Source organism: Streptosporangium sp. NPDC006013 (assembly GCF_040614275.1).
Taxonomy (GTDB): Bacteria; Actinomycetota; Actinomycetes; order Streptosporangiales; family Streptosporangiaceae; genus Streptosporangium.
On record NZ_JBEXUE010000075.1, the window covers coordinates 1 to 22,246 of the forward strand.

The 22,246-nt window shown below is 70.3% G+C and carries 19 protein-coding genes and 1 riboswitch; of the genes, 13 read left to right on the forward strand and 6 right to left on the reverse strand.

Annotated elements, in window-relative coordinates:
• Nucleotides 1–369: 369 nt before the first annotated feature.
• The gene (locus tag ABZ260_RS14425; protein ID WP_355616836.1) at nt 370–1,401 is read left to right on the forward strand and encodes a LacI family DNA-binding transcriptional regulator; all 1,032 of its coding nucleotides are present in this window, start codon (nt 370–372) and stop codon (nt 1,399–1,401) included.
• Between the two features lie 145 nt (nt 1,402–1,546).
• On the forward strand, nt 1,547–2,461 hold the full coding sequence (locus tag ABZ260_RS14430; protein ID WP_355616838.1) for an SDR family oxidoreductase: 915 nt from the start codon (nt 1,547–1,549) through the stop codon (nt 2,459–2,461).
• Nucleotides 2,462–2,477: 16 nt separating this feature from the next.
• On the opposite strand, the gene ABZ260_RS14435 is transcribed toward ABZ260_RS14430, so the two are convergent.
• Together ABZ260_RS14435 and ABZ260_RS14440 are read right to left on the reverse strand one after the other, a co-directional pair.
• A complete protein-coding gene (locus ABZ260_RS14435) occupies nt 2,478–3,515 on the reverse strand; it encodes a WYL domain-containing protein (RefSeq protein WP_355616840.1) in 1,038 nt (345 codons plus the stop codon).
• Nucleotides 3,516–3,666: 151 nt separating this feature from the next.
• Entirely contained in the window at nt 3,667–5,289 is a 1,623-nt protein-coding gene (locus ABZ260_RS14440) for a CocE/NonD family hydrolase (RefSeq protein WP_355616850.1), read from the reverse strand.
• Nucleotides 5,290–5,616: 327 nt separating this feature from the next.
• Between ABZ260_RS14440 and ABZ260_RS14445 the strand changes: the two genes are divergently transcribed.
• The 3 genes from ABZ260_RS14445 (at nt 5,617) to thyX (ending at nt 10,153) form a co-directional block, all read left to right on the forward strand.
• Nucleotides 5,617–7,758 carry an anthranilate synthase component I gene (locus tag ABZ260_RS14445; protein ID WP_355616857.1) on the forward strand — a complete coding sequence of 714 codons (2,142 nt, stop codon included), beginning with the start codon at nt 5,617–5,619 and terminating at the stop codon, nt 7,756–7,758.
• Nucleotides 7,759–8,029: 271 nt separating this feature from the next.
• Entirely contained in the window at nt 8,030–9,358 is a 1,329-nt protein-coding gene (locus ABZ260_RS14450; RefSeq protein WP_355616859.1) for an amidohydrolase family protein, read from the forward strand.
• A gap of 102 nt (nt 9,359–9,460) precedes the next feature.
• Entirely contained in the window at nt 9,461–10,153 is a 693-nt protein-coding gene (gene thyX, locus ABZ260_RS14455) for an FAD-dependent thymidylate synthase (protein ID WP_355616861.1), read from the forward strand.
• A 73-nt stretch (nt 10,154–10,226) separates the two neighbouring features.
• On the opposite strand, the gene ABZ260_RS14460 is transcribed toward thyX, so the two are convergent.
• Nucleotides 10,227–10,556 carry a hypothetical protein gene (locus ABZ260_RS14460; RefSeq protein ID WP_355562674.1) on the reverse strand — a complete coding sequence of 110 codons (330 nt, stop codon included), beginning with the start codon at nt 10,554–10,556 and terminating at the stop codon, nt 10,227–10,229.
• 353 nt (nt 10,557–10,909) lie between these two features.
• Entirely contained in the window at nt 10,910–12,025 is a 1,116-nt protein-coding gene (locus ABZ260_RS14465) for a globin domain-containing protein (RefSeq protein WP_355616863.1), read from the reverse strand.
• A 420-nt stretch (nt 12,026–12,445) separates the two neighbouring features.
• Here ABZ260_RS14465 and ABZ260_RS14470 point away from each other — a divergent pair, with 420 nt between their 5' ends.
• Complete coding sequence (locus ABZ260_RS14470) at nt 12,446–13,360, forward strand: alpha/beta hydrolase (protein ID WP_355616865.1); 915 nt, start codon at nt 12,446–12,448, stop codon at nt 13,358–13,360.
• Between the two features lie 46 nt (nt 13,361–13,406).
• Here ABZ260_RS14470 and ABZ260_RS14475 read toward each other — a convergent pair whose 3' ends face one another.
• Together ABZ260_RS14475 and ABZ260_RS14480 are read right to left on the reverse strand one after the other, a co-directional pair.
• Nucleotides 13,407–14,588, reverse strand: a complete 1,182-nt coding sequence (locus tag ABZ260_RS14475; protein WP_350960111.1) for an acyl-CoA dehydrogenase family protein — start codon at nt 14,586–14,588, stop codon at nt 13,407–13,409.
• 80 nt (nt 14,589–14,668) lie between these two features.
• Nucleotides 14,669–15,277: an SAM-dependent methyltransferase gene (locus ABZ260_RS14480; protein WP_355616867.1), complete on the reverse strand. Its 609-nt coding sequence runs from the start codon at nt 15,275–15,277 to the stop codon at nt 14,669–14,671.
• Nucleotides 15,278–15,493: 216 nt separating this feature from the next.
• Between ABZ260_RS14480 and ABZ260_RS14485 the strand changes: the two genes are divergently transcribed.
• The 7 genes from ABZ260_RS14485 to ABZ260_RS14515 all read left to right on the forward strand — a co-directional run bounded on the left by ABZ260_RS14485 (nt 15,494) and on the right by ABZ260_RS14515 (nt 21,998).
• The gene (locus ABZ260_RS14485) at nt 15,494–15,913 is read left to right on the forward strand and encodes a hypothetical protein (protein WP_355616869.1); all 420 of its coding nucleotides are present in this window, start codon (nt 15,494–15,496) and stop codon (nt 15,911–15,913) included.
• Nucleotides 15,914–16,164: 251 nt separating this feature from the next.
• Entirely contained in the window at nt 16,165–16,761 is a 597-nt protein-coding gene (locus ABZ260_RS14490) for a CDP-alcohol phosphatidyltransferase family protein (RefSeq protein ID WP_030915014.1), read from the forward strand.
• Nucleotides 16,762–16,764: 3 nt separating this feature from the next.
• A complete protein-coding gene (locus tag ABZ260_RS14495) occupies nt 16,765–19,266 on the forward strand; it encodes a mannose-1-phosphate guanyltransferase (RefSeq protein ID WP_355616871.1) in 2,502 nt (833 codons plus the stop codon).
• Between the two features lie 227 nt (nt 19,267–19,493).
• Nucleotides 19,494–20,006, forward strand: coding sequence for an FHA domain-containing protein (locus ABZ260_RS14500; RefSeq protein WP_343978377.1), 513 nt, complete (start codon nt 19,494–19,496; stop codon nt 20,004–20,006).
• A complete protein-coding gene (locus ABZ260_RS14505; RefSeq protein WP_030915022.1) occupies nt 20,006–20,683 on the forward strand; it encodes a MerR family transcriptional regulator in 678 nt (225 codons plus the stop codon). Before ABZ260_RS14500 ends, ABZ260_RS14505 begins: the two co-directional genes overlap by 1 nt.
• Before the next feature lie 79 nt (nt 20,684–20,762).
• A complete protein-coding gene (locus ABZ260_RS14510; protein WP_157594447.1) occupies nt 20,763–21,233 on the forward strand; it encodes a bifunctional nuclease family protein in 471 nt (156 codons plus the stop codon).
• A gap of 144 nt (nt 21,234–21,377) precedes the next feature.
• Complete coding sequence (locus ABZ260_RS14515; protein ID WP_350929010.1) at nt 21,378–21,998, forward strand: MerR family transcriptional regulator; 621 nt, start codon at nt 21,378–21,380, stop codon at nt 21,996–21,998.
• A 15-nt stretch (nt 21,999–22,013) separates the two neighbouring features.
• Nucleotides 22,014–22,106, forward strand: a riboswitch (glycine riboswitch).
• Nucleotides 22,107–22,246: the final 140 nt, after the last annotated feature.

A 22,246-nucleotide genomic window follows, 5' to 3' on the forward strand; every position in this document is an offset into this window, starting at 1 on the left:
GGCGGGGAGTGCGCGCCGACCGGGTCTTTCCGTACAGGCTTCAACCGCAATTAACCGGTTAACTTAAAAAGGTGGACGATGTTGTCCCATGGGCCGACGGCTCTGTTCGCGAGTGATCCCGAATGTCGGAGCCCGTGACCTGAACCGAGCAAGTTACTGGGAGGTTACGTGTGAGGCGGCGATGGTGCCGGCATCGCGTTACCGGCGTGCTGCCCCTTGATCCCCCGGCTCCGGTTCGTTCATGGAACCCGCTGGCAGCAGCGGGTTGACTCGTCCCGCCGGGGTGGGGGCAAGAGCGTCCCCTTTCTCTCCCCAGTGAGCCGACCCGCTATCCTTGGCCGAATAAGAACCGGTTCATCAGGGGGAACTGTGAAACGTCCGACGATCGCTGACATCGCCCGTCGTGCCGGCGTGTCCAAGGGCGCCGTCTCCTACGCGCTCAACGGGCAGCCAGGGGTCTCGGAGGCCACCCGCGCCAACATCCTCGCGATCTCCAAGGAGCTCGGCTGGCAGCCCAACAGCGCGGCGCGCGCCCTCAACGGTGCCCGCGCCCGCAGCATCGGCCTCGCGCTGTTCCGCCCGGCCCGCACCCTGGGCATGGAACCGTTCTTCATGGAGCTGATCAGCGGTATCGAGGCCGAGCTCGCGGACCGGTCCTACGCGTTGATGCTGCAGGTGGTCACCGACCACGCGCAGGAGATCGAGGTGTACCGGCGCTGGTGGGGGGAGGGGCGTGTCGACGGCGCCTTTCTGGTGGACCTGCATCTCGACGACGCCCGGGTGGAGGCGATGCGGTCACTGAACATGCCGGCCGTGGTGATCGGGCATCCCTCGCAGGCGGGTCCGCTGAGCACGGTCTGGTCGGACGACGGCCTGGCCATCAGGGAGACCGTGGAGTATCTGGTGGCGCTGGGGCACCGGAGCATCGCCAGGGTCGCGGGGCTGCCCAGGCTCGTGCACACCACGCTGCGCGACCAGGCCTTCGTTCAGGCGTGCCAGGACGCGGGCCCGGGGCGTGTCGAGCATCTGATCGTCCACACCGACTACACCGGCGAGGAGGGGGCCAGGATGACCAGGCGGCTGCTCAGCTCGCCCCGGCGGCCCACCGCCATCGTCTACGACAACGACATAATGGCCGTGGCCGGGTTGTCGGTGGCGCAGGAGATGGTTCTGGACGTTCCGGCCGACCTGTCGATCGTCGCCTGGGACGACTCCCCGCTCTCGCAGGTCGTGCGCCCGCCGCTGACCGCGCTCACCCGGGACATCCCCGCCTACGGAGCCTGTGCCGCCCGTCAGCTGCTCGCGCTGATCGCCGGAGAACCGGTCGACCTCTCGGTGGAGGACCGCCCCGCCACCCTGATCCCGCGCGGCAGCACCGGCCCCGTCCGCGGCCCGCGTTGACGGTCAGAGCCGACCAGTATCGGGGGCCGGCGCTCGTACCTCATGGGCAGGCTGGAGGAGGTGCCGGTCACCGGCTGACGATCTCGTACGGCGAGGTGGCGAAAACATGACAGAGGATGTCCTGTTTTCGCGCCACGCTCGTCCCATGAACAGGACGCTGGAAGGAAAGGTCGCCCTGGTCGCCGGGGCGACCAGGGGAACCGGCCGGGGGATCGCGGTTGAGCTGGGCGCCGCGGGCGCCACGGTCTACTGCACGGGCAGGAGCACGCGGCGGCGGCGCTCGGAGATGAACCGGCCGGAGACCGTCGAGGAGACGGCCGAGCGCGTGACCCGCGCCGGCGGGCAGGGCATCGCGGTCGAGGTGGACCACCTGGAGCCGGAGCGGGTGCGCGCCCTGGTGGAGCGGATCCGGCGCGAGCGGGGAAGGCTCGATCTCCTCGTCAACGACATCTGGGGCGCCGACCCGCTGGCGGAGTGGAACGTCCCCGTCTGGAAACACTCGCTCGACGACGGCCTGCGCATCCTCCGGCTGGCGATCGACACCCACCTGATCACCAGCCATCACGCTCTGCCGCTGCTGATCGAGAACCCCGGCGGCCTGGTGGTCGAGGTGACCGACGGCACCCTGGAGCACAACCTGGCCAACTACCGGCTCTCGGCCTTCTACGACCTGGCCAAGCTCTCGGTGAACCGCCTGGCCTTCACCCAGGCGCACGAGCTGCGCCCGCACGGCTGCTGCGCGGTCTCGCTGACCCCCGGCTGGCTCCGCTCGGAGAGCATGCTGGAGAACTTCGGCGTCACCGAGGAGAACTGGCGGGACGCCACGGCGAAGCAGCCGCACTTCGTGATCTCCGAGTCGCCCTCCTACACCGGGCGCGCGGTCGTCGCCCTCGCCGCCGACGAGGACAGGATGCGCTGGTCGGGGCAGTCCACCTCCAGCGGGCGGCTCGCCCAGGTGTACGGCTTCACCGACCTCGACGGCAGCAGGCCCGACGCCTGGCGCTATATCGAGGAGGTCGAGAGCAAGGGCAGGCCCGCCGACGCCACCGGCTACCGCTGACCGGCGCCGGGAGTGGTCACCCGGCTGACCCGCCGCCGCCCGAGGAGCCGTACAGGTCGTGCATGCGGGCGGCGGCACCGGCGAGGCGGGTACGGAGGTCGGGCGGGTCGAGAACCTCGGCCTCCGGGCCGAAGCGGAGGACCTGGCCGTAGGCGACCTCCAGCGACTCGACGGGCAGGCGGAGCGTGACCCACCCCTGCCCGTCGGGCTCGCCGGCGGAGGCCAGCGCGTCGTCGAGGGCCGCCCGATCGGCGATGACGGGGAGCAGACGAAGGGCGGCGGGGCTGAGCCTCACGGTGACGTCCGTGGTGAGCAGGGAGTTCGCGAACCGTGCCGACTTCTCGCTCCAGAACGCGGCCAGGTCGAAGGCACCGTCCCGCTCGAAGCGCAGGGCGGGGTGGAGCTCGACCTCGTCGAAGCGGTCGACCCGATAGATCGCGGACCGGGTCGCCAGGTACCAGACCCCCGCCTTCAGCACCAGCCCGTACGGCTCCAGACGCCGCCGGGCGGCCCCGGCCCCTCCGGCCTGCCCGGTCTGCCCGGTCTGTTCGGCCGGGCGGGAACGGGCGGCGCGCCGGTAACGGGCGGTGACCGGATGGTCGCCCCACACGGCCCTGGCCAGCGGTGCCAGTGCGGTAGGGGGAGGCCGCTCGCTCGCGAACCAGCCGGGGGCGTCCAGGTGGAAGCGTTGCGCGGCGGTCGCGGGGGCGTCCCGCAGGCCGGGGGAGAGCGCGGCCGAGGCCTTCAGCCGCGCCGTGGCGGCCACCTCGCCCAGTCCCATCTCCCGCAGCGCCTCGGGCACGCCCGACAGGAACAGCGCCTCGGCCTCGGCGCGGTCCAGCCCGGTGAGGCGGGTGCGGTATCCGTCCAGCAGCCGGTAGCCGCCGCCCCGCCCCCGGTCGGCGTAGACCGGCACGCCGGCCTCCGACAGGGCGAGCACGTCACGGTGGACGGTCCGCTCGGAGATCTCCAGCTCCCGGGAGAGCTCCATCGCGGTCATCCGGCCCCGAGCCTGGAGCAGCAGCACCAACGACATCAACCTGGCCGCGCGCATCCCCCGACCCTAGTACGCGGGCCGGGGACCCTCACCGGCCTCCCGGGAGGAACCGGGCCGAGGTCGTCTCCGGGGCCTCGTCGCGGAACCCGTTGAAGGCGGGCGGTCGCCGGCACGCCCGCGACGGCGGGTGATGTGAGGCCGGGCGAGGTCAGTCCGGGACGAGGGGGAGCACGACCGCGGACGGGTGGGCCGGGTCGTGGAAGATCTCGTAGTCGTTCGTGACCATCGCGCTGCCCGTGCCCAGGGGCTCGCCGGTGCCGAGGTTGCGGGCGATCCGGGGATAGGCGCCGCCGGCGACGTGCAGGCGGATCCGGTGGCCGCGGCGGAACCTGTGGCCGATCGGCCACAGGTCCACCCCGACCCGGCGGATCCCGTCATCCCCGGCGACCGGGGCGCCGGGAGCCAGGCGGCGCACGCCCTCGCACACGTTGTAGGAGGCGCCGTCCGGATGCACGTCGCAGACCCGGACCACCACGTCGCAGTGCTCGCTGCCGGTGCGGACGTACAGTTCGGCGGAGACCGGGCCGATCATCTCGGTGTCCCGCCGTAGCTCGGGGCCGGTGTAGACGAGCACGTCGCGCCGGGCCTCCAGCCTGCGGTTGTCGCGCGGCTCGGAGTTGCCGAGCAGTACCGGGCCGCCCTGCGCGGGCGTCGGGTGCGCGGGGTCGTAGCGGAAACGGCCGGGTTCGGCGTCGCCGGGGCCGCTGGAGCCGCCGGGGGAGAGGGCGAAGCCGGGCCGCAGGTGCCAGCGCTGCTCCCGCATCCGGGGAACCGGCCAGTCGGGGTAGTCGCGCCACTCGTTCGCGCCCGTCACGTACAGCCGGACCGGTTGCTCGCGCAGCCCCGAAGGGTCGCCGAGCAGGTGCGCCCGAAACCAGGCGAGCGCCTCGGCGTTGGCCACCCGGCTGTGCCGCACGTCCGCGTGATACCAGGGGCCGATCGTCAGGTACGGGCGCCGCCCCGCGGCCCGCATCGCCGCGTAGTCCTTGATCTGCCACGGCAGGAAGACGTCGTACCAGCCGCCGGCCATGGTGACCGCGGCCTCCACCCCGCCCACCGAGGCGGAGAAGTCACGCCTGCCCCAGTAGGCCGCGGGCTCGGCGTGGTGGGCCAGCAGATCCTGGAAGAACGGCATGCCCCTGCCCGCGGACAGCCTGTCCAACTCCCCGAGCGGGCGCCCCGACAGGGCCGCGCGCCGCGTCCTGCGCGGGGCGAGCAGCGCGCCCGCCCCGCCGAGAGGGCCGTCGATGGCGGCGGTCAGCGTGGTCCACATCAGCGACGACTCCAGGGCGAACGCCCCGCCCACGTAGGCGGCGTCCCGGAACTGGGAGGCGGTCACCGAGGTGGCCATGGCCTTGAGGTCGGGCCCGGCGAAAGGGGCGATCGCCCACTGGGCGTAGCCCAGGTAGGAGGGGCCGTGCATGGCCAGGTTCCCGCCGTACCAGGTCTGGCCGCGCAGCCAGGACAGCGTGGCCAGGCCGTCGTCGTGCTCGTCGCCGAGCGGGTCGAGCAGGCCGCCGGAGCCGAACCCGCCCCGGCAGCTCTGGATCACGACCTGGAATCCGCGCCGCGCGAAGCCGCGGCCGAAGGCCAGCCCGAACACGCCGCGCCTTCCGTACGGCGAGCGGATCAGGATCGTGGGCGGCCGCACGGCGCCGGTCGGAACGTAGCGGTCGGCCAGCAGTGTGACCCCGTCGGGCATCGGTACCGGCAGGTCGCGCTGGATCGCGACCCGATGCACGGCCGGCCGCGGCCATGTGATCGTCGACATGTGCTCTCCTCACGCCGCTCCATACCTACTAACTGGTAACAGAACATGGCTCTGACGGCCAGGGTGTGTCGCTGTGAGGCTCGCCATCCTCGTGCTCGGCCCCGGTTCGAGGCCCGGGGGCGAGGCCGTCGCGTGGCCACGTTGCATGATCACGGTCGTCGCCGGTACTGTGGCGACATGCGATACCCGGTTGCCCTTCGGTGGTGGCGCCGCTTCTAGGCGGCGCAGGTTTCGCATTCGCGAGCAGACAGACGGCCGCCCAGGGAGGCGGCCTTTTCTGCGTCCGCTCCCTCTGGGCATCAGGGAAATCAAAGGGGCGATAACGCAGTGGAGACGAGCCGATATACCACCGCCGGCGGCGTGGGGATCGAGGTCACCGCGTCCGACGTGCCGGAGACGGTGCTTGAGGACGTCGTCACGACGCTCGGCGAGCGCCGTGGTGGAGTGCTCTCCTCCGGGATGGAGTATCCCGGCCGCTACAGCCGATGGCACCTCGCCTACGTCGATCCCTGCCTGGAGATCGTGGCCAGGGGACGCAGGATCTCCGCCCGCGCGCTGAACGCCCGCGGCAGGGTGGTGCTGCCCGCCGTGGTGTCCTGCCTGCTGGCGGCGGGCAAGCCCGTCGAGGAGCCGACAGGCGATTTCGTCGAGGTGCACGTGGCGGAGTCCGAGGACATCCTCCCCGAGGAGATGCGCAGCCGCCGTCCCACGGTCTTCACCGCGATCCGCGAGGTCATCGCCGTGTTCAAGGGCGAGGACGAGCACCTGGGCCTGTACGGCTCCTTCGGCTACGACCTGGCCTTCCAGTTCGAGCCGATCAGGCAGGTCCTGCCGCGGGGCGCCGACCAGCGCGACCTCGTGCTGCACCTGCCCGACCGGGTGATGGTGATCGACCGCAAGCGGGAGACCAGCAAGGAGTTCCGCTACGAGTTCACGGTGGACGGCCTCTCCACCCACGGACTGGCCCGCGAGGGGGAGGTCGTACCGCTGCCCCCCGCGCCGTCCGAACTCCCGGCCGACCCCGAGAAGGGCTCCTACGCCCAGGTGGTGGCCGCGGCCAAGGAGAAGTTCGTCCGGGGCGACCTGTTCGAGGTCGTTCCCGGTCAGGTCTTCCACGCGCCCTGCGCCGACCCGGCGGCCTTCTACCGGGAACTGCGCCAGGTCAATCCGGCACCGTACGAGTTCCTGTTCAACCTCGGCGAGGGCGAGCACCTGGTCGGCGCCTCCCCGGAGATGTACGTCCGGGTCAGCGGCGACCGTGTCGAGACCTGCCCCATCTCCGGCACCATCGCCAGGGGCAGCAACCCGGTCGAGGACGCCGACGCGATCCGCACCCTCCTGTCCAGCGTCAAGGAGGAGTCGGAGCTGACCATGTGCACGGACGTGGACCGCAACGACAAGTCGCGCATCTGCGTGCCGGGGACGGTCCAGGTGATCGGGCGGCGCCAGATCGAGATGTACTCCAGGCTGATCCACACCGTCGACCACATCGAGGGCCGGCTGCGGCCGGAGTTCGACGCGCTCGACGCCTTCCTCACCCACATGTGGGCCGTCACCGTCACCGGTGCCCCCAAGACCTGGGCCATGCAGTTCATCGAGGATCACGAGGCCACCACCCGCCGCTGGTACGGCGGAGCGGTCGGCTACATCGGCTTCGACGGCTCGATGAACACCGGCCTGACCCTGCGCACCGCGCAGATCCGCGGCGGGGTCGCCACCGTCAGGGCCGGGGCCACGCTGCTGTTCGACTCCGACCCCGCCTCCGAGGAGCGGGAGACCGAGCTCAAGGCCAGCGCCCTGCTGGGTGCTCTGGCGGCGGTCGGCGTGACCCCGCAGGAGCAGGCCGAGCCCCAGGTGGCCGCGGCGCCGCCGGGAAGCGGGATGAAGATCCTGCTCGTCGACTGCGAGGACTCCTTCGTCAACACCCTCGCCGACTACTTCCGCCAGCAGGGCGCCGAGGTCGTCACGCTCCGGCACGGCTTCCCCGTCACGATGATCGACGAGATCGCGCCGTCCCTGGTGGTGCTGTCGCCGGGCCCCGGCTGGCCCTCCGACTTCGGGCTCCCCGCCCTGATCGACGCCCTCTACGAGCGCGACCTGCCGGTGTTCGGCGTCTGCCTCGGACTGCAGGGCATGGTGGAGCAGGCGGGCGGCACGCTGGAGTTGCTGTCCTACCCCGAGCACGGCAAGCGTGGCCGGGTCCGGCGGCTGGGCGACAGCGCCCTGCTCGACGGGCTCCCCGAGGAGTTCACCGCCGCGCGCTACCACTCGGTCCACGTCAAGCGGCCGGGTGTCGCCGGTTTCACCGCCACCGCGCTCACCCCCGACGGCGCGGTGATGGCGATCGAGGACGTGGAGCGGCGCCGCTTCGCCGTGCAGTTCCACCCCGAGTCGATCCTCACCGCGGAGGGAGGCGCGGGAGCGAAGATCATCGCCAACGTTCTCCGGCTCTGCCGCACGTCCGGGTAAAGAAGCGGTATTTCGAACCCGGCCCTCACCTCGGGTGACCATCATGTTCAGCGAGGGGATCGCCGGGTTCACCCGGCAGGTGAATCGCTTCTCCGCTACGGTTCTCGGGTTCGAAACGGCCAGAGCCTGGCCGTCGCCCACCTCGGCCGAGAGAGGCGAGGAGCCGCTCCCTTCGGGAAGCGGAGGAGTCACAGGGTTCTCCCCGTCGTAGGGACCGCAGGGGTGACGGCCGGACCTGGCCGTCGCCCCCGCGACCGGGGGAGGAGCGGGCATGAGGTCGGACGGTGTGCTGCCCGTCGAGCTGCCCGACGCCGTACGGGAGGCGCTGCTGGCGCCGCTGGTCGACCAGAACTGTCACGGCGTACGCCGTGACGACCTGACCAGGGCCCGGTTCGAGACGCTGCTCAGCGACGCGGGAACTCCGGCGCCCCCGGGCACCACCCACTTCGACACCCCCGTCGGCACCGCGGTCCGTCGCTGGTGCGCGCCCGTCCTCGGTCTCGCCCCGCACGTGCCGCCGGCCGTGTACCTGGCCCGCAGGGCGGAGTTGGGCGCCACCGAGGTGAACCGGCGACTGCTGGGCGCCGCGGGGATAGCCACCTTCCTGTTCGACGGATTCGACGGATTCGACCGCTTCGACGGCCTGGACGGTGACCTCGACAGTGATCTCGACGGTGACCTCGGCAGGCCCGAGGTGCTGCCTCCGGCCGAGATGGGCCAGGCGGGTGGCGCCGGCACCGCGCGGGTCGTCCACATCGAGCGGGCCGAGGAGGAGGTGGCCAGGACCGCGGTCTCGGGGGTCTCCTACATCTCGGCCCTTGCCCAGAGCCTCGCCGCGCGGGCCGTCCGCGCCGTCGCGCTGAAGTCGGTCACGGCCCACAGATCCGGGCTCCATCTCGACCCGGCCAGGCCGAGCCGGGGAGCGGTGATCGCGGCGGCCACCCGGCGGCTGGCCTGCCCGGGCGAGCGGCTCATCGATCAGGTGCTCCTGCGCCACCTGCTCTGGACGGCCGTCGACGTGGCCAGGGAGTATGGGCGGCCGCTGCAGTTCCACACCGGTCACCCCCACTACGGCGGCGCGCGCCAGGGGGCCCATGCCGGTCGCGGCGGTCGTGCGGTTCACGGCGGTCGCGTGGATGTCGGCGCTTTCGGGACTCCCGACGCCGTCGAAGGCCGCGCGGTCCCCGGCCGGTACGGTACGGGTCCGGCACCGATGACCGGCTTCATCATGGCCGTGCAGCCGGTGGGTGTGCCCGTCGTCCTGCTGCACTGTCACCCGTTCCATCGCCGGGCGGCCTACCTCGCCGGTGTGCTTCCGCATGTCTACGTCGACGTGGGCGCGGCACTGACCCGCAGCGCCACGGGCTCGGCCGCGGTCATGGCGGAACTGCTCGAACTGGCACCGTTCCACAAGCAGTTGTTCGGCTCCGGCGGCCACGGCGTGGCGGAGACCTGCCACCTTGGAGCCCTGCACTACCGGCGAGGGCTGGCCGGGGCGCTCGCCGCGCGACTGGCGGACGGCGAGTGGAGCGCCTCGGACGCCGTCCGGGTGGCCCAGATGATCGGCTCAGGCAACGCCCGCCGGATCTACCGGCTGTGAGCGGTACCCGTGCCGCTACGGTCTACGATATGCGCGACCGGTGAGGCGATGAGGGGGATTCAGTTGACGGGCGATGAGGCAGAGGCACGTTTCCTTGACGACGTGACCGTGGAGTTGGTCAAGCACAGCGCGTCCGACTCCGATGTGCTCTGGGCGGCGCGGGTCTCGACCGCGGGGGAACAGTCGCTGGAGGAGGTCGGCAAGGATCCCGCGCGGTCCAGGGGGCTGATCAACTTCCTGATGCGCGACCGGCATGGCAGCCCCTTCGAGCACAACTCGATGACCTTCCTGGTCAGCGCGCCGATCTTCGTCTTCCGTGAATTTCACCGCCATAGGGTCGGATGGTCGTATAACGAGGAAAGTGGGCGTTATCGCGAGCTTCAGCCCAATTTCTATGTTCCGGGGATGGAGCGGAAGCTGGTTCAGGAAGGCCGGCCGGGTAAGTACGTCTTCGCCGAGGGCAGCGCCGAGCAGCACAAGGTCGTTACCGAGGTGATGGAGGCGTCCTACCGGCAGTCCTACGCCGCCTACCGGGAGATGCTGGAGGCCGGCATCGCCCGCGAGGTGGCCAGGGCGGTGCTGCCCGTCGGGCTGTTCTCCTCGATGTACGCCACCTGCAATGCCCGTTCGCTCATGCACTTCCTCTCCCTGCGCACCAAGAACGAGCAGGCCAAGGTGCCCTCGTTCCCGCAGCGTGAGATCGAGATGGTGGCGGAGAAGATGGAGGCCGCCTGGGCGGCGCTGATGCCCCTCACGCACGAGGCCTTCGTGGCCGGCGGCAGGGTCGCACCCTAGGTCCTGCCGCCCGCCGGGTCTTCGGCCCGCTGCCTGAGGTCTCACATGGACCGTGGTCCGGGGTGCGGGCGGGTCAGCTCGTGGTCTCCTGGCGGCGCGAGAGGGTGGGCAGGACGAGGATCTCGGCCCCCGGGGGCAGCGCGCAGTCGAGGCCGCCGAGATGCCGGGCGTTCTCGCCGCAGACGAACATGCTGATGTGGCGGCGGATGCTCCCGTAGTCGTCGCGGAGCCGCTGCTCCAGAGACGGGTGCGTACGGCGGAGCGTGTCGAGGGCGGAACCCAGCGTGGGGTCGCCGTCCTCATGGTCGGCGACGGCGAAGACGCGGACCTCGGTGCTCTCGCCGGCCCAGTGCCGCAGGGGGGCGGGAAGCATGAAGGTCACCAGCGTGACGGGTCTGGCCATCGGTTCAGAGCGCCGTGTGGCGCGGGGCGGGCACGGCCGGTGCGCCCGAGGGGCGGGTGCCGCGGCCGGGGGTGGCCGCATGCCGGAGGCGGGCGTGGCCCTGACCGTGGAGGGCCCGCCGGAGGGCCCGCCGCCGGTGGAGGGGACCGGGGGCGGATTCGTGCGGGGAACGGGGGTAGCGGTCGAGAGGGGAACGGGGGTGGCGGTCGAGAGGGGGGCACGGGCTGTGAGGGGGGCAGTCGTGCATGACCATCTCCTTTCGGATTGGGCCTCATGCTGCCATGCCGTACCGTGTCCCGCCGGGCTCTGTGGAATTTGCGTGATCACTTTGGGGGATTAATCCTGATTGTCGGTCAAGGCTCGCCCTGCACGATGTCCCGGTGGATGTGGGCCAGGGGCATCCCGCCCCGCTGGAGCCGGCGGACCGTCTCGTTGACCATGGAGGTCGGGCCGCAGACGTAGGCCTCGTGGTCGGACCAGGAATGGAACCGCTCCATCACCTCGGCCACCTGGCCCCGCATGCCGTCGTACCCCGGTTGTCCGGAGACCACGGGGAGCACCCGCAGCCACGGGAAGGCCGACGCCATCCGGAGCAGGTCGGTCAGGTCGTAGAGTTCCCCGACGGTGCGGGCGCCGTGGAGCAGGTGGATGTTGGGGCGGCGACCGGAGCCGATCACATGCTCCAGGATGGCCTTGATCGGTGCCAGGCCGGTGCCGCCGGCCACGCACAGGATGTCGCGTCCGGAGTCGGTGGGAACCATGGTGCCGATCGGGGGTCCCAGCATCAGGTTGTCTCCGATCCGGGTGCGCTGGACCAGCGTGGTGGAGACCCAGCCGCCGGAGACCGCGCGGACGTGCAGGCGGACCGTGTTGTCGTCCCGGGGTGCGTTCGCGATGGAGAACGTGCGCCAGACGCGTGGCCAGCGTGCGGTCTGCACGCTGACGTACTGACCGGGCAGGTAGGGCAGGTCCTGGTCGAGCCGTAAGGTGATCACCGCGATGTCCGGGGTGCGGAGTTCGTGGTCGATCACCTCGGCCAGCCACCAGGCGGGGGACACCCCCGCGTCGGACTCGGCCGATTCGATCATGAGATTGGCGGCGGCGGTGTAGGCGGCGGTCCATGCCGCCTCTATCTCGGGGGTCCAGATCTCGGCGGCGAAGCGCCTGACCGTGGCCAGGAGCGCGTTGCCGATCGCGGTGTAGTGCTCGGCGAGCACCCCGTACTTCCGGTGGTCGCGGCCGAGTTGACCCAGGAACGAGGCCAGGCTGTCGGGACTGTCCAGGCTCCAGACGATTCTGGTCAGCGCGCCGAACAGGCGGTCGCGCTGTACGTCCATCGCCGGAGGGAACATCGTCCGCAGGTGCGGGCTTTCGGCGAACAGACGTCCGTAGAAGTATGCCGCGGCCTTGTCCGCGACAGGTTCGACGACGGCGAAGCTTTCCTTGACGAGACGCGGATTCAAAGACATTTAACGAACCCACCCTAATTGATCGGCTCAAAGTCCGATCACGCAGATCCACCTCCCTGACGGCTCCGGGTGACGAGCGACCGGTAGCCCCGGCTCACCTGATCACTCGAAATTTAAGTCTTCCATCACCAGGTAGGCGTCACAACCGTTTCTCGACAATACGGGGGGAAGGCTAACTATCCGTAATTAGAGCGTTATTTTGTGTGACCGAGCAATATGATGCGAGGAAAGTAAGCGAATAAGAATCACGTTCGTTCTGAGTGGTGGGCCCGCCGTTCGAGAGATTTTCCGTCATTCCGGAGTTTCGGGTCGCCGGAGGTGTGCCCTCTCCGCCCTGGCGGCCGGGCGCCTCCGGCGGGGCGACACTGACACCTCGACGCCTCCCGTGGCCGGCCGGACCCGGCGGGTAAAGTGCCGATCATGCCGTTGCACCCGCAGGCCGAGGCCTACCTGAAGACTTTCCAGACGGACCTCGGTGTCCCGCTCTCCACACTCACCCCCGAGGCGATCGTCGCGATGCGGGCCCTCGACGCCTTCGCCGAGCAACGTGGTCCGATCATCCCGCTCCCGCTGGTCAGGGATGACGTCGTCGCGGGCGTGCCGGTCCGCGTCTACCGGCCGGAGGAGGACGACCGTCCCCTCCCGGGGATCGTCTACTTTCACGGTGGAGGCTGGGTCTTCGGCAGCGTCGACCGCAACGACGCCCTCGGCCGTGACCTCGCGGTGCGCAACGGGGCGGTCGTGATCTCGGTCGACTACCGGCTCGCCCCCGACCACCCCTTCCCCGCGGCGGCCGACGACGCCTGGAGCGTCGTCCAGGACGTCTTCGGCCGCCCCGGCGTCTACGGGGTCGACCCCGAGCGCATCGCGGTCTGCGGCGACAGCGCCGGGGGCAACCTGGCCGCCGTGGCCGCCTGGCAGGCCAGGGACGCCGGGCTCGGGCTGGCCCACCAGCTGCTCGTCTACCCGATAGCCGACGTGGCCATGGACACCGGGAGTTACCGCGCCTACGCCGGCGGCTTCGGGCTCGGCGCCGACGAGATGGCCTGGTTCGTCGCGCAGTACGGCGGTGATCCGGTCGACCCCCGGCTGGCTCCCGTCCGGCTGGCCGACAAGGCCGGTCTGGCCCCGGCGACGGTGATCACCGCCGAGTGCGACCCGCTCTGTGACGAGGGCGAGGAATACGCCGCCCAGCTGGCCGCGGCCGGGGTGCCGGTCGAGGTCAGGAGGTACGAGGGGGCGATCCACGGCTTCTTCGGCCTGCCGGGCTTCTTCGACCAGGCGACCGAGGCGCGCGAGTACGCCGCGGCCCGTCTCGCGGAGGCTTTCAAATAGGGGGTGCGCCCGGCTCCGGCCGGGCGGGGCGCACCCGGCGATCAGGTCAGAAGCTCCTGGGAAGTCCGAGCACCTGGGTGGCCAGGTAGTTGAGCAGGAGCTCCTCCGTTACGGGGGCGACCTTGCCGATGCGGGCGTCGGCCAGCAGGCGGGCCACCGGGTACTCCAGCGAGTAGGCCATGCCGCCATGCGTCTGGAACGCGTGGTCGGCCGCCTCCCAGGCCGCCTGGGAGGCGGTCAGCTTGGCGATGTTGGCCTCGGTGCCGCAGGGCAACTGCCTGTCGAACAGCCAGGCGGCCTTGTACAGCATCAGCCTGGCCAGCTCGATCTTGGCCTTGACCTGGGCGAGGGGGAAGGCGATGGCCTGGTTGGCGCCGATCGGACGGCCGAACACCTCGCGCTCCTTGGCGTACTGCACGGCCACCCGCAGCGCCACCTCGGCGCCGCCGAGCGCGGAGGCGGCCAGCAGGACGCGCTCGGGGTTGAGGATGTCCCACAGCACCAGCGCGCCCTGGTCGACCTCACCGACCACGTTCCTCTCCGGGACCCGCAGGTCGTCTATGAAGACCATGTTGGACGGGGTGGTGTTGGCGCCCATCTTCGGGATCGGCTGGAAGGAGAGCCGGCCGGCCGCGACGGCCTCGGGGACGTTCACCAGCAGGACGGTCAGGCCGTTGGTGCGGGGCTTGGCCTCGGCGGCCGGGATGGTCCGGGTGACCAGGAGCATCCAGGTGGCGCGCTGCACGCCGGTGATCCAGATCTTCTGGCCGTTGACGACGAACTCCGCCCCGTCGCGACGGGCGGAGGTGGAGATGCCCAGGGCGTTGGACCCGGCGTCGGGCTCGGTCAGCGCGAAACAGGTCTCCAGCTCGCCGGTGGCCAGCCTGGGCAGCAGTTCGTCGCGCTGCCAGGGGCTGCCGTGCCTGGCCAGGGTCATGGCGCCGAACCCGGGGGTGAGCACGTAGGTGAACGCCGAACCGCCGGCCGAGCCGGAGGCCGACAGGGTCTCGGTGGCCACGGCCAGCTCCAGCAGGCCCTGACCGCCGCCTCCGTACTCCTCGGGCACGGCCAGGCCGAGCCAGCCGCCCTTGGCCAGATCCTGCCAGACCTCCTCCGGCCAGCGTTTCTCGCTCTCGCACCGCTGCCAGTAGTCCAGGTCGTAGCGCGCGCAGATGTCGCCGACGCCGCGTTGGACGGCGAGGGCGCTCTCCGGAAGTGTGAAGTCCACGGTGACCAACTCCATTCTAGTTGCGCGTGCAATCGTAGAACGAAGTTCGGTAAGCCTCCAGGGCCACCGGGACGCGGGGATCAGTTCTGCTGGACGGCGTCCAGGCGCGGCCTGCGCGTGTGGTAGACGAAGGCAGGCGGTACGTTGCCCCACACCGTGCGGCCCGCGACGACCTCCTCGAAGGTGTCGATCAGGCGCTTCCTGAAACGCCGCGCGGGAGGAAGGTGCTTGGCGAAGCTGTAGGCGAAGGTGGTGAAGGCCGTGTGCGGACCCATGATCGCGGTGACCGCGTCCAGCAGGCGGCCCTGTGTCTCGTCGGAGAACGCGGCCCAGGGGAGCCCGCTCACGATCACGTCGGCCCTGGCGAGACCACGCTCCCGCAGCAACTGAGGCAGCCGTGCCGCGTCATCGGTCACGACGTCCACCCCGGGGTTCCTGGCGGCGAGGAAATCGGCCAGCCTGGGGTTGATCTCGACGGCCATGTGGTGCCCCCGGCCTCCCAGCCTGCGCTGGATCTCCGCGGTGAACACACCGGTGCCCGGGCCGAGTTCGACGATCACCGGATCTCCCCGGTGGGGGACCGGCGAGGCCACCGCCTCGGCAAGCCGCCGCGAGCTCGGCGCCACCGCTCCGACGGTGCCCGGCGAGCGAATCCACTGCCCAAGAAAGAGCGTGGTGTCATTGGTCATGCTGTGAAGCGTAAGGGGTGCGCCGGGGCGTCGCGCGCGTCATCCGATACGATTTTCGGCCGCGCGGGAGGCGGTGCCCTCGAGGGGTGAACGCGCACCGGACGGAGAATCCGCCAAGAGGTGGACGGCGAGGTCAGCCCCCAGGGTGACGACCGGGTGGATGCCCCGCGGCCACGATGTGTTCCGAACCAGTCATCCAAGGTAAGGACACATCACATGCAGGAGGTCATCTCCCCGCGGAAACCGACGGAGGATCGCCTGGTCCCCGCGGGCCTGCTGTACGGCCTGCGCATCCTGGTCGTCGCCCAGGCGGCCGGCCTCATCGCCGCCGCCTCGTTCGCCGGCCAGGCGGTGCGCGGCGGGGAGGCGCTGGCCGAGACCCACGTACTGGCCGGGATGGTGGTGCATCTGATCGCGCTGCTGCAGATCGTCGTGGCCGCCATGGTCTGGCGTCCCGGGCGAGGTGCCGGCTGGCCGGCGCTGGCCAGCGTCGGCCTCTTCCTGGTCGGTATGGCACAGCACTTCAGCTGGGAGGCGCTCGGCACCCACGTCCCCAGCGGGCTGGCCCTGTTCGGGATGACCGTCGCCGTGCTCGTCTGGGCCTGGTCCCCCGGCGCCGCCGTGCGCCGCTCCTGATCCGGACGGCGCCGCCCGGATCGGGTGACGCCGCCGATCGGAACCACGCCGCCGCACGGCCGCGGCGGCGTGGTTCCCCGCACTCCTCCCGCCTCCCTCCGGCCGCCTCCCCGGGCCCTGTCGCGCCCCTGGGCGCCCCCTGGTCCCGCGCCTGACGCCCCGGCGCCCGTGCCCCCGCCGGACGGCCGTACGGTCCGTGTGAGCCCCGCACGGGTAGGGTCGGCATCAGGCACGGGGAGGGAGACAGACCGGTGAATCCGGAAGCATCGGGAGCCGAAGATCGAATCTGGACGGTTCCCAACGCGTTGAGCCTGGCCAGGCTTCTGGGGGTGCCGGTCTTCCTCTGGCTGGTGCTGGGCCCGAAGGCCGACGGCTGGGCCGTCGCGCTGCTGATGCTGGCGGGGTTCTCCGACTGGCTCGACGGTAAGATCGCCCGCGCCTGGAACCAGACCAGCCGGCTCGGCCGCCTGCTCGACCCGCTGGCCGACCGGCTCTACATCCTGGCCACCCTGTTCGGCCTCGCCATGCGCGAGATCATCCCCTGGTGGCTGGCACTGGCCATCCCGCTGCGCGACGTGATGCTGCTGGGCATCCCGCTCATCCTGCGCCGCCTCGGCTACGGCCCGGCGTTGCCCGTGCACTTCCTCGGCAAGGCCGCCACAGCCAACCTCCTCTACGCCTTCCCCCTGCTCTTCCTCGCCCACCACGACGCCTGGTACGCCGATCCCGCCCGGATCGTCGGCTGGTCCCTGGCGATCTGGGGCACAGGTCTGTACTGGTGGTCCGGAGTGCTGTATTGGGTACAGGTGCGTCAGCTGACAAGCGAGGCCAAACGCCTTAAGAGGTGATCTGTGAAGGCCGTCGTCATGGCGGGCGGGGAGGGTACACGGCTCCGGCCGATGACCGCGAACCAGCCCAAGCCTCTCCTGCCCGTGATCAATCGGCCGATCATGGAGCACGTGCTGCGCCTCCTGAAACGGCACGGTTTCACCGAGACGGTGGTCACCGTGCAGTTCCTGGCGGCCCTGGTCCGCAACTACTTCGGCGACGGCGACGAGCTCGGCATGAGCCTGTACTACGCCACCGAGGACACGCCGCTCGGCACCGCGGGCAGCGTCAAGAACGCCGCGGACCGGCTGCGCGACGACCGCTTCCTGGTCATCTCCGGCGACGCGCTGACGGACATCGACCTGACGGACATGATCCGCTTCCACCGCGAGAACGGCGCGATGGTCACGATCGGGCTCAAGCGCGTTCCCAACCCGCTGGAGTTCGGCATCGTCATCGTCGACGACCAGGGGCGGGTGGAGCGCTTCCTGGAGAAGCCCACCTGGGGCCAGGTCTTCTCCGACACCGTCAACACCGGCATCTACGTGATGGAGCCCGAGGTCCTCGACGAGATCGCGGCGGGGGAGTCCGTCGACTGGTCGGGAGACGTGTTCCCCCGGCTGCTGGAGCGCGGAGCCCCGCTGTACGGCTACGTGGCCGACGGCTACTGGGAGGACGTCGGCACCCACGAGAGCTACCTCAAGGCCCAGGCCGACGTCCTGTCGGGCCGGGTCAAGGTCGACATCGACGCCTTCGAGGTCTCGCCGGGCGTCTGGGTGGCCGAGGGAGCCTCGGTCGACACCGACGCCGTCCTCAAGGGCCCGCTCTACGTCGGCGACTACGCCAAGGTCGAGGCGGGGGCCGAGCTGCGCGAGTACACCGTGCTGGGCAGCAACGCGGTGGTCAGGGAGGGGGCCTTCCTGCACCGCGCGGTCGTCCACGACAACGTCTACATCGGGCCCAGCGCCCACCTGCGCGGCTGCGTGATCGGCAAGAACACCGACCTGATGACCGCGGCCAGGGTCGAGGAGGGCGCCGTCATCGGCGACGAGTGCATCATCGAGGCCGAGGCGTACATCTCCTCCGGCGTCAAGATCTACCCGTTCAAGACCATCGAGGCCGGGGCGGTGATCAACAACAGCGTCATCTGGGAGCCGCGCGCCCAGCGCAACCTGTTCGGCCCCCGTGGGGTCTCGGGGCTGGTCAACGTGGAGATCACACCCGAGCTGTGCGTGCGGCTCGCCAGCGCCTACGCCACCACCCTGAAGAAGGGCGCCTCGGTCATCACCTCCCGCGACTCCTCCCGCGCGGCGCGGGCGCTGAAGCGGGCCGTGATCAGCGCCCTCAACGCCAGCGCGATCAACGTGCTCGACCTGGAGGCGTCCCCGCTCCCCGTGGCACGCTTCCACACCGCCAGGGAGAACGCGGTAGGCGGCATCGCGCTGCGCACCACCCCCGGCGACCCGCAGAGCGTCGACATCGTCTTCATGGACGAGCACGGCGCGGACCTGTCGCCGCCGGCCCAGCGCAAGCTGGACCGGGTCTTCTCCCGGCAGGAGTTCCGCCGCGCCTTCCCCGGCGAGATCGCCGAGCTGAGCTTCCCCGCCAGGGCGGTGGAGGACTACACGCACGAGCTGCTACGCCTGGTCGACATCAACGGGGTCCGCGACGCCGACATGAAGGTCGTGGTCGACTGCGCGGGAGGCACCTCCTCGCTGGTGCTGCCCAGCCTGCTCGGCCGGGTCGGGGTGGACGTGCTGACCGTCAACAACCGGCTGGACGACGCCTCGCCCACCGAGACCCTCGCCGAGCGCCGCCGCGACCTGCAGCGCCTGTCGGAGCTCGTCAGCTCCTCCAGGGCGGCCTTCGGCGTGCGTTTCGACCCGGTGGGGGAGCGGGTCGCGCTGGTGGACGAGATGGGCCAGCTGATCAGCGAGGAGCGCGCCCTGCTGGTGGTGCTCGACCTGGTCGCGGCCGAGCGCCGCGGCGGCAGGGTGGCACTGCCGGTCACCACCACCCGGGTGGCCGAGCAGGTCTGCAGGTTCCACGGGGTCCAGGCCGAGTGGACGTCCACCGCGATCGACGCGCTCACCGCCGCCGCCAGGGGTCCGGAGATGATCTTCGCGGCCGACGGGCGCGGTGGTTTCATCGTGCCCGAGTTCGGCCCCACGGTGGACGGCCTGGCGGTGTTCCTGCGCCTGCTCGGACTGGTCGCCAGGACCCGGCTCTCGCTCAGCCAGATCGACGCCAGGATACCCGAGGCCAAGCTGCTGCGCCGTACCGTGCCGACTCCGTGGGCGGCCAAGGGGGCGGTGATGCGCTCGGTCATCGAGGCCGCCGAGCACCACCGCATCGACACCACCGACGGGGTGCGGGTCGTCGCGGAGGACGGCAGCTGGACCCTGGTGCTGCCCGACCCGACCGAGGCGGTGACCCACCTGTGGGCCGAGGGGTTCGACGTCGACTCCGCCCAGACCCTGATCGAGCGCTGGGCGCGGGTGGTGGAGGAGGCCGCCGGCGGTTGAGGCGGCCCGCGCGACAAATACCGCGCGGCGCCATGGACCAGGGGCAGCGTCCCCTGTAACTTTGTCACCGACCGTACCCGCGGTTCAGCGTCAACCTTGACCTTCGCGCCTCATCACTGTATGTTGCGGCATTCGCAGTCTGAGAAAACACTTGAGAAGCGAAGAAGCGAGGCGCGCATCACTGAGCACCGTTGCCGCGTCTTCGCGGTAGGAGGCCGAGCCGATCGATGCCGAGCGTCTACTGCACGCAGTGCGGTCATGCCAATCCTGAGGATGCCCGTTTCTGTTCACGATGCGGGTCGCCGCTTACCAGGTCCGACACCCCCGGAGACAGCACATCGACGATCTCCCTCTCCGGGATCGAGGCCTACGAGGCGGAGACCGGTGAGACGCTTCTCGCCGAGCGGCAGGCCGTTGAGCAGTTGCCCGCCGGCACCGCGTTGCTGGTCGCGATGCGCGGCCCCAACGCCGGCAGTCGGTTCCTGCTCGACAGCGACCTCACCACCGTGGGCCGCCACCCCGAGAGCGACATCTTCCTCGACGACATCACGGTCTCGCGCCGTCACGTGGAGTTCTACCGGCGCGGCGGCGGTGTCTTCACGGTCCGCGACGTCGGTAGCCTGAACGGCACGTACGTCAATCGTGAGCGCATCGAGGAGGTCCCGCTGTACGGCGGGGACGAGGTGCAGATCGGTAAGTTCCGCCTCGTCTTCCTCACCCGCGGCGCCGCTGGAGGATGATGAGCTCGCAGGCCGCTCGTGCGCACATGAGCATCGGGGAGGTGCTCGCTCTCCTGCAGGGCGAGTTCCCCGACGTCAGCATCTCCAAGATTCGCTTCCTGGAGGGCGAGGGGCTGATCGAGCCGGAGCGCAGTCCCTCCGGCTATCGCAAGTTCACCTACGCCGACGTCGAGCGGCTCCGCTACATCCTCAGCGAGCAGCGTGATCGCTACCTGCCGCTGCGCGTGATCAAGGATCATCTGGAGGCGGCCGACCGCGAGGAGCGCCCGGCGGCCCGGCCGCGCGCCGTCCCCGACGACGCGCCCCCCGAGGTCCGCCTCACCCGCGAGGAGTTCCTCGCCGCCGCCGAGCTCGACGAGGAGACCCTCACCGAGCTGGAGGACTACGGTCTGCTGGCCGCCGTGGCCCGCTACTACGACGCCGAGGCACTGGTCGTGGCCCGCAGTGTGGGCGCCCTGGCCGCCTTCGGCCTGCGTGCCCGCCACCTGCGGGCGGTCAAGGCCGCCGCGGAACGCGAGGCGGGGCTGGTGGAACAGGCCGTCGCCCCGCTGCTGCGCCGTCGCGGCCCCGGCGCGATCGACCAGGCGGACGAGACGGCGAGGGAGATCTCCGGTCTCCTGCTGGAATTGCACGCCTCGTTGCTGCGTTCCGGAGTCCGTGGGGCACTGGGCCGGTGAGAGCCTGACCAGGCACTCGTACCCCCACGAGTGTTACGTTGAACAAACCGGTCGGAATCCAGCGAAGACGGAGCAGCCCGTGTTGCAGATGGAGGTCGTGGGCGTTCGAGTTGAAATGCCCTCCAACCAGCCGATCGTCCTGCTGAAAGAGACGCATGGGGAGCGTTACCTACCTATCTGGATCGGCATGACGGAAGCCACGGCGATCGCCATGGCCCAGGCCGAGGAACCACCACCCCGGCCACTTACCCATGACCTGTTCCGGGACGTGCTCGAAGGGCTCGGAGTCAGGTTGAACACTGTCAACATCGTCGCCTTACGCGACGGTATCTTCTTCGCGGATCTCGTGTTCTCCAACGGGGTCGAGGTGAGCGCGCGCCCTTCCGACTCGATCGCCTTGGCACTTCGCACCGGTGCACGTATCTTCGCGAGTGAGGATGTGGTACGGGAGGCAGGGGTGATCATCCCTGACGACCAGGAGGACGAGGTGGAGAAGTTCAGGGAGTTCCTTGACACGATCACGCCCGAGGACTTCGGCCGCGCGGGGTAGGAATTTCGGTGCATTTACGCTTCACGACGCGCCGGGTGGGGTCGTTGACTGGACTTGGCCCCAGTCCTACGGTGCAAGTGAAACCTGCGGTCGTGCGTAAACCCCCAGATCAGGCCGTGGGATGAGAGAAAGCCGGAGGTCCGCGTGGCGGTCAGCAGCGGCGAGGGTAGAAACGCCGACCAGGATGACCCGGAACGGCGCCAGTCGGCACGTCAGCGCGCGGGTGAAGAGGGTCTGCTGTTCGACGGGCAACCGGTGAAAGTGCCCGCCGACATCGGCTACAGGGGGCCGACGGCCTGTTCGGCGGCAGGAATCACCTACCGGCAACTCGACTACTGGGCACGCACCGGCCTGGTCGAGCCCACCGTGAGAGCCGCCCACGGCTCCGGCTCCCAGAGGCTGTACGGCTTCCGTGACATTCTGGTCCTCAAGGTTGTCAAGCGCCTTCTCGACACCGGTGTCTCCCTCCAGCAGATCCGCATCGCCGTGCAGCACCTGCGGGAGCGGGGCGTCAACGACCTGGCCCAGATCACTCTGATGAGCGACGGGGTGAGCGTCTACGAGTGCACCTCGCCGGACGAGGTCATCGACCTGCTCCAGGGGGGCCAGGGAGTCTTCGGTATCGCGCTGGGACGGGTGTGGCAGGAGGTGGAGGGCTCTCTCGCGGATCTTCCCGGCGAACGCGCGGAGTCGGGCGGAGGCCCTTTAGGCGATCATCAGGCCGATGAGTTGGCCCGTCGTCGCAGAGCACGACGAACCGGGTAAACTCGGATTCGCCGTTGACCCTGTGCGGGAGAGACCCCGACCGCGATCGGGGCGCCGAAGGAGCAACCTCCCCGGAATCTCTCAGGCACCCTGTACCGCACGGACGAGGCAACTCTGGAAAGCAGACGCGCCCGCCAGGTGCGTCTCACCGACGGTGCAAGCCTCCCGGCAAGGGCAGGTGAAGCTCTCAGGTAGCGACCACGTCGTGATGACAGTCGTGATGACAGAGGGGGAGAACCGGCATATGC

What these genes read in the sequence shown, in the direction of transcription:
- ABZ260_RS14430 (WP_355616838.1), top strand. Translation starts at nt 1,547, where the DNA reads ATGAACAGGACGCTGGAAGGAAAGGTCGCCCTGGTCGCCGGGGCGACC.
- ABZ260_RS14435 (WP_355616840.1), bottom strand. Translation starts at nt 3,515, where the DNA reads ATGCGCGCGGCCAGGTTGATGTCGTTGGTGCTGCTGCTCCAGGCTCGG.
- ABZ260_RS14440 (WP_355616850.1), bottom strand. Translation starts at nt 5,289, where the DNA reads ATGTCGACGATCACATGGCCGCGGCCGGCCGTGCATCGGGTCGCGATC.
- ABZ260_RS14450 (WP_355616859.1), top strand. Translation starts at nt 8,030, where the DNA reads ATGAGGTCGGACGGTGTGCTGCCCGTCGAGCTGCCCGACGCCGTACGG.
- ABZ260_RS14460 (WP_355562674.1), bottom strand. Translation starts at nt 10,556, where the DNA reads ATGGCCAGACCCGTCACGCTGGTGACCTTCATGCTTCCCGCCCCCCTG.
- ABZ260_RS14465 (WP_355616863.1), bottom strand. Translation starts at nt 12,025, where the DNA reads ATGTCTTTGAATCCGCGTCTCGTCAAGGAAAGCTTCGCCGTCGTCGAA.
- ABZ260_RS14470 (WP_355616865.1), top strand. Translation starts at nt 12,446, where the DNA reads ATGCCGTTGCACCCGCAGGCCGAGGCCTACCTGAAGACTTTCCAGACG.
- ABZ260_RS14480 (WP_355616867.1), bottom strand. Translation starts at nt 15,277, where the DNA reads ATGACCAATGACACCACGCTCTTTCTTGGGCAGTGGATTCGCTCGCCG.
- ABZ260_RS14485 (WP_355616869.1), top strand. Translation starts at nt 15,494, where the DNA reads ATGCAGGAGGTCATCTCCCCGCGGAAACCGACGGAGGATCGCCTGGTC.
- ABZ260_RS14500 (WP_343978377.1), top strand. Translation starts at nt 19,494, where the DNA reads ATGCCGAGCGTCTACTGCACGCAGTGCGGTCATGCCAATCCTGAGGAT.
- ABZ260_RS14505 (WP_030915022.1), top strand. Translation starts at nt 20,006, where the DNA reads ATGAGCTCGCAGGCCGCTCGTGCGCACATGAGCATCGGGGAGGTGCTC.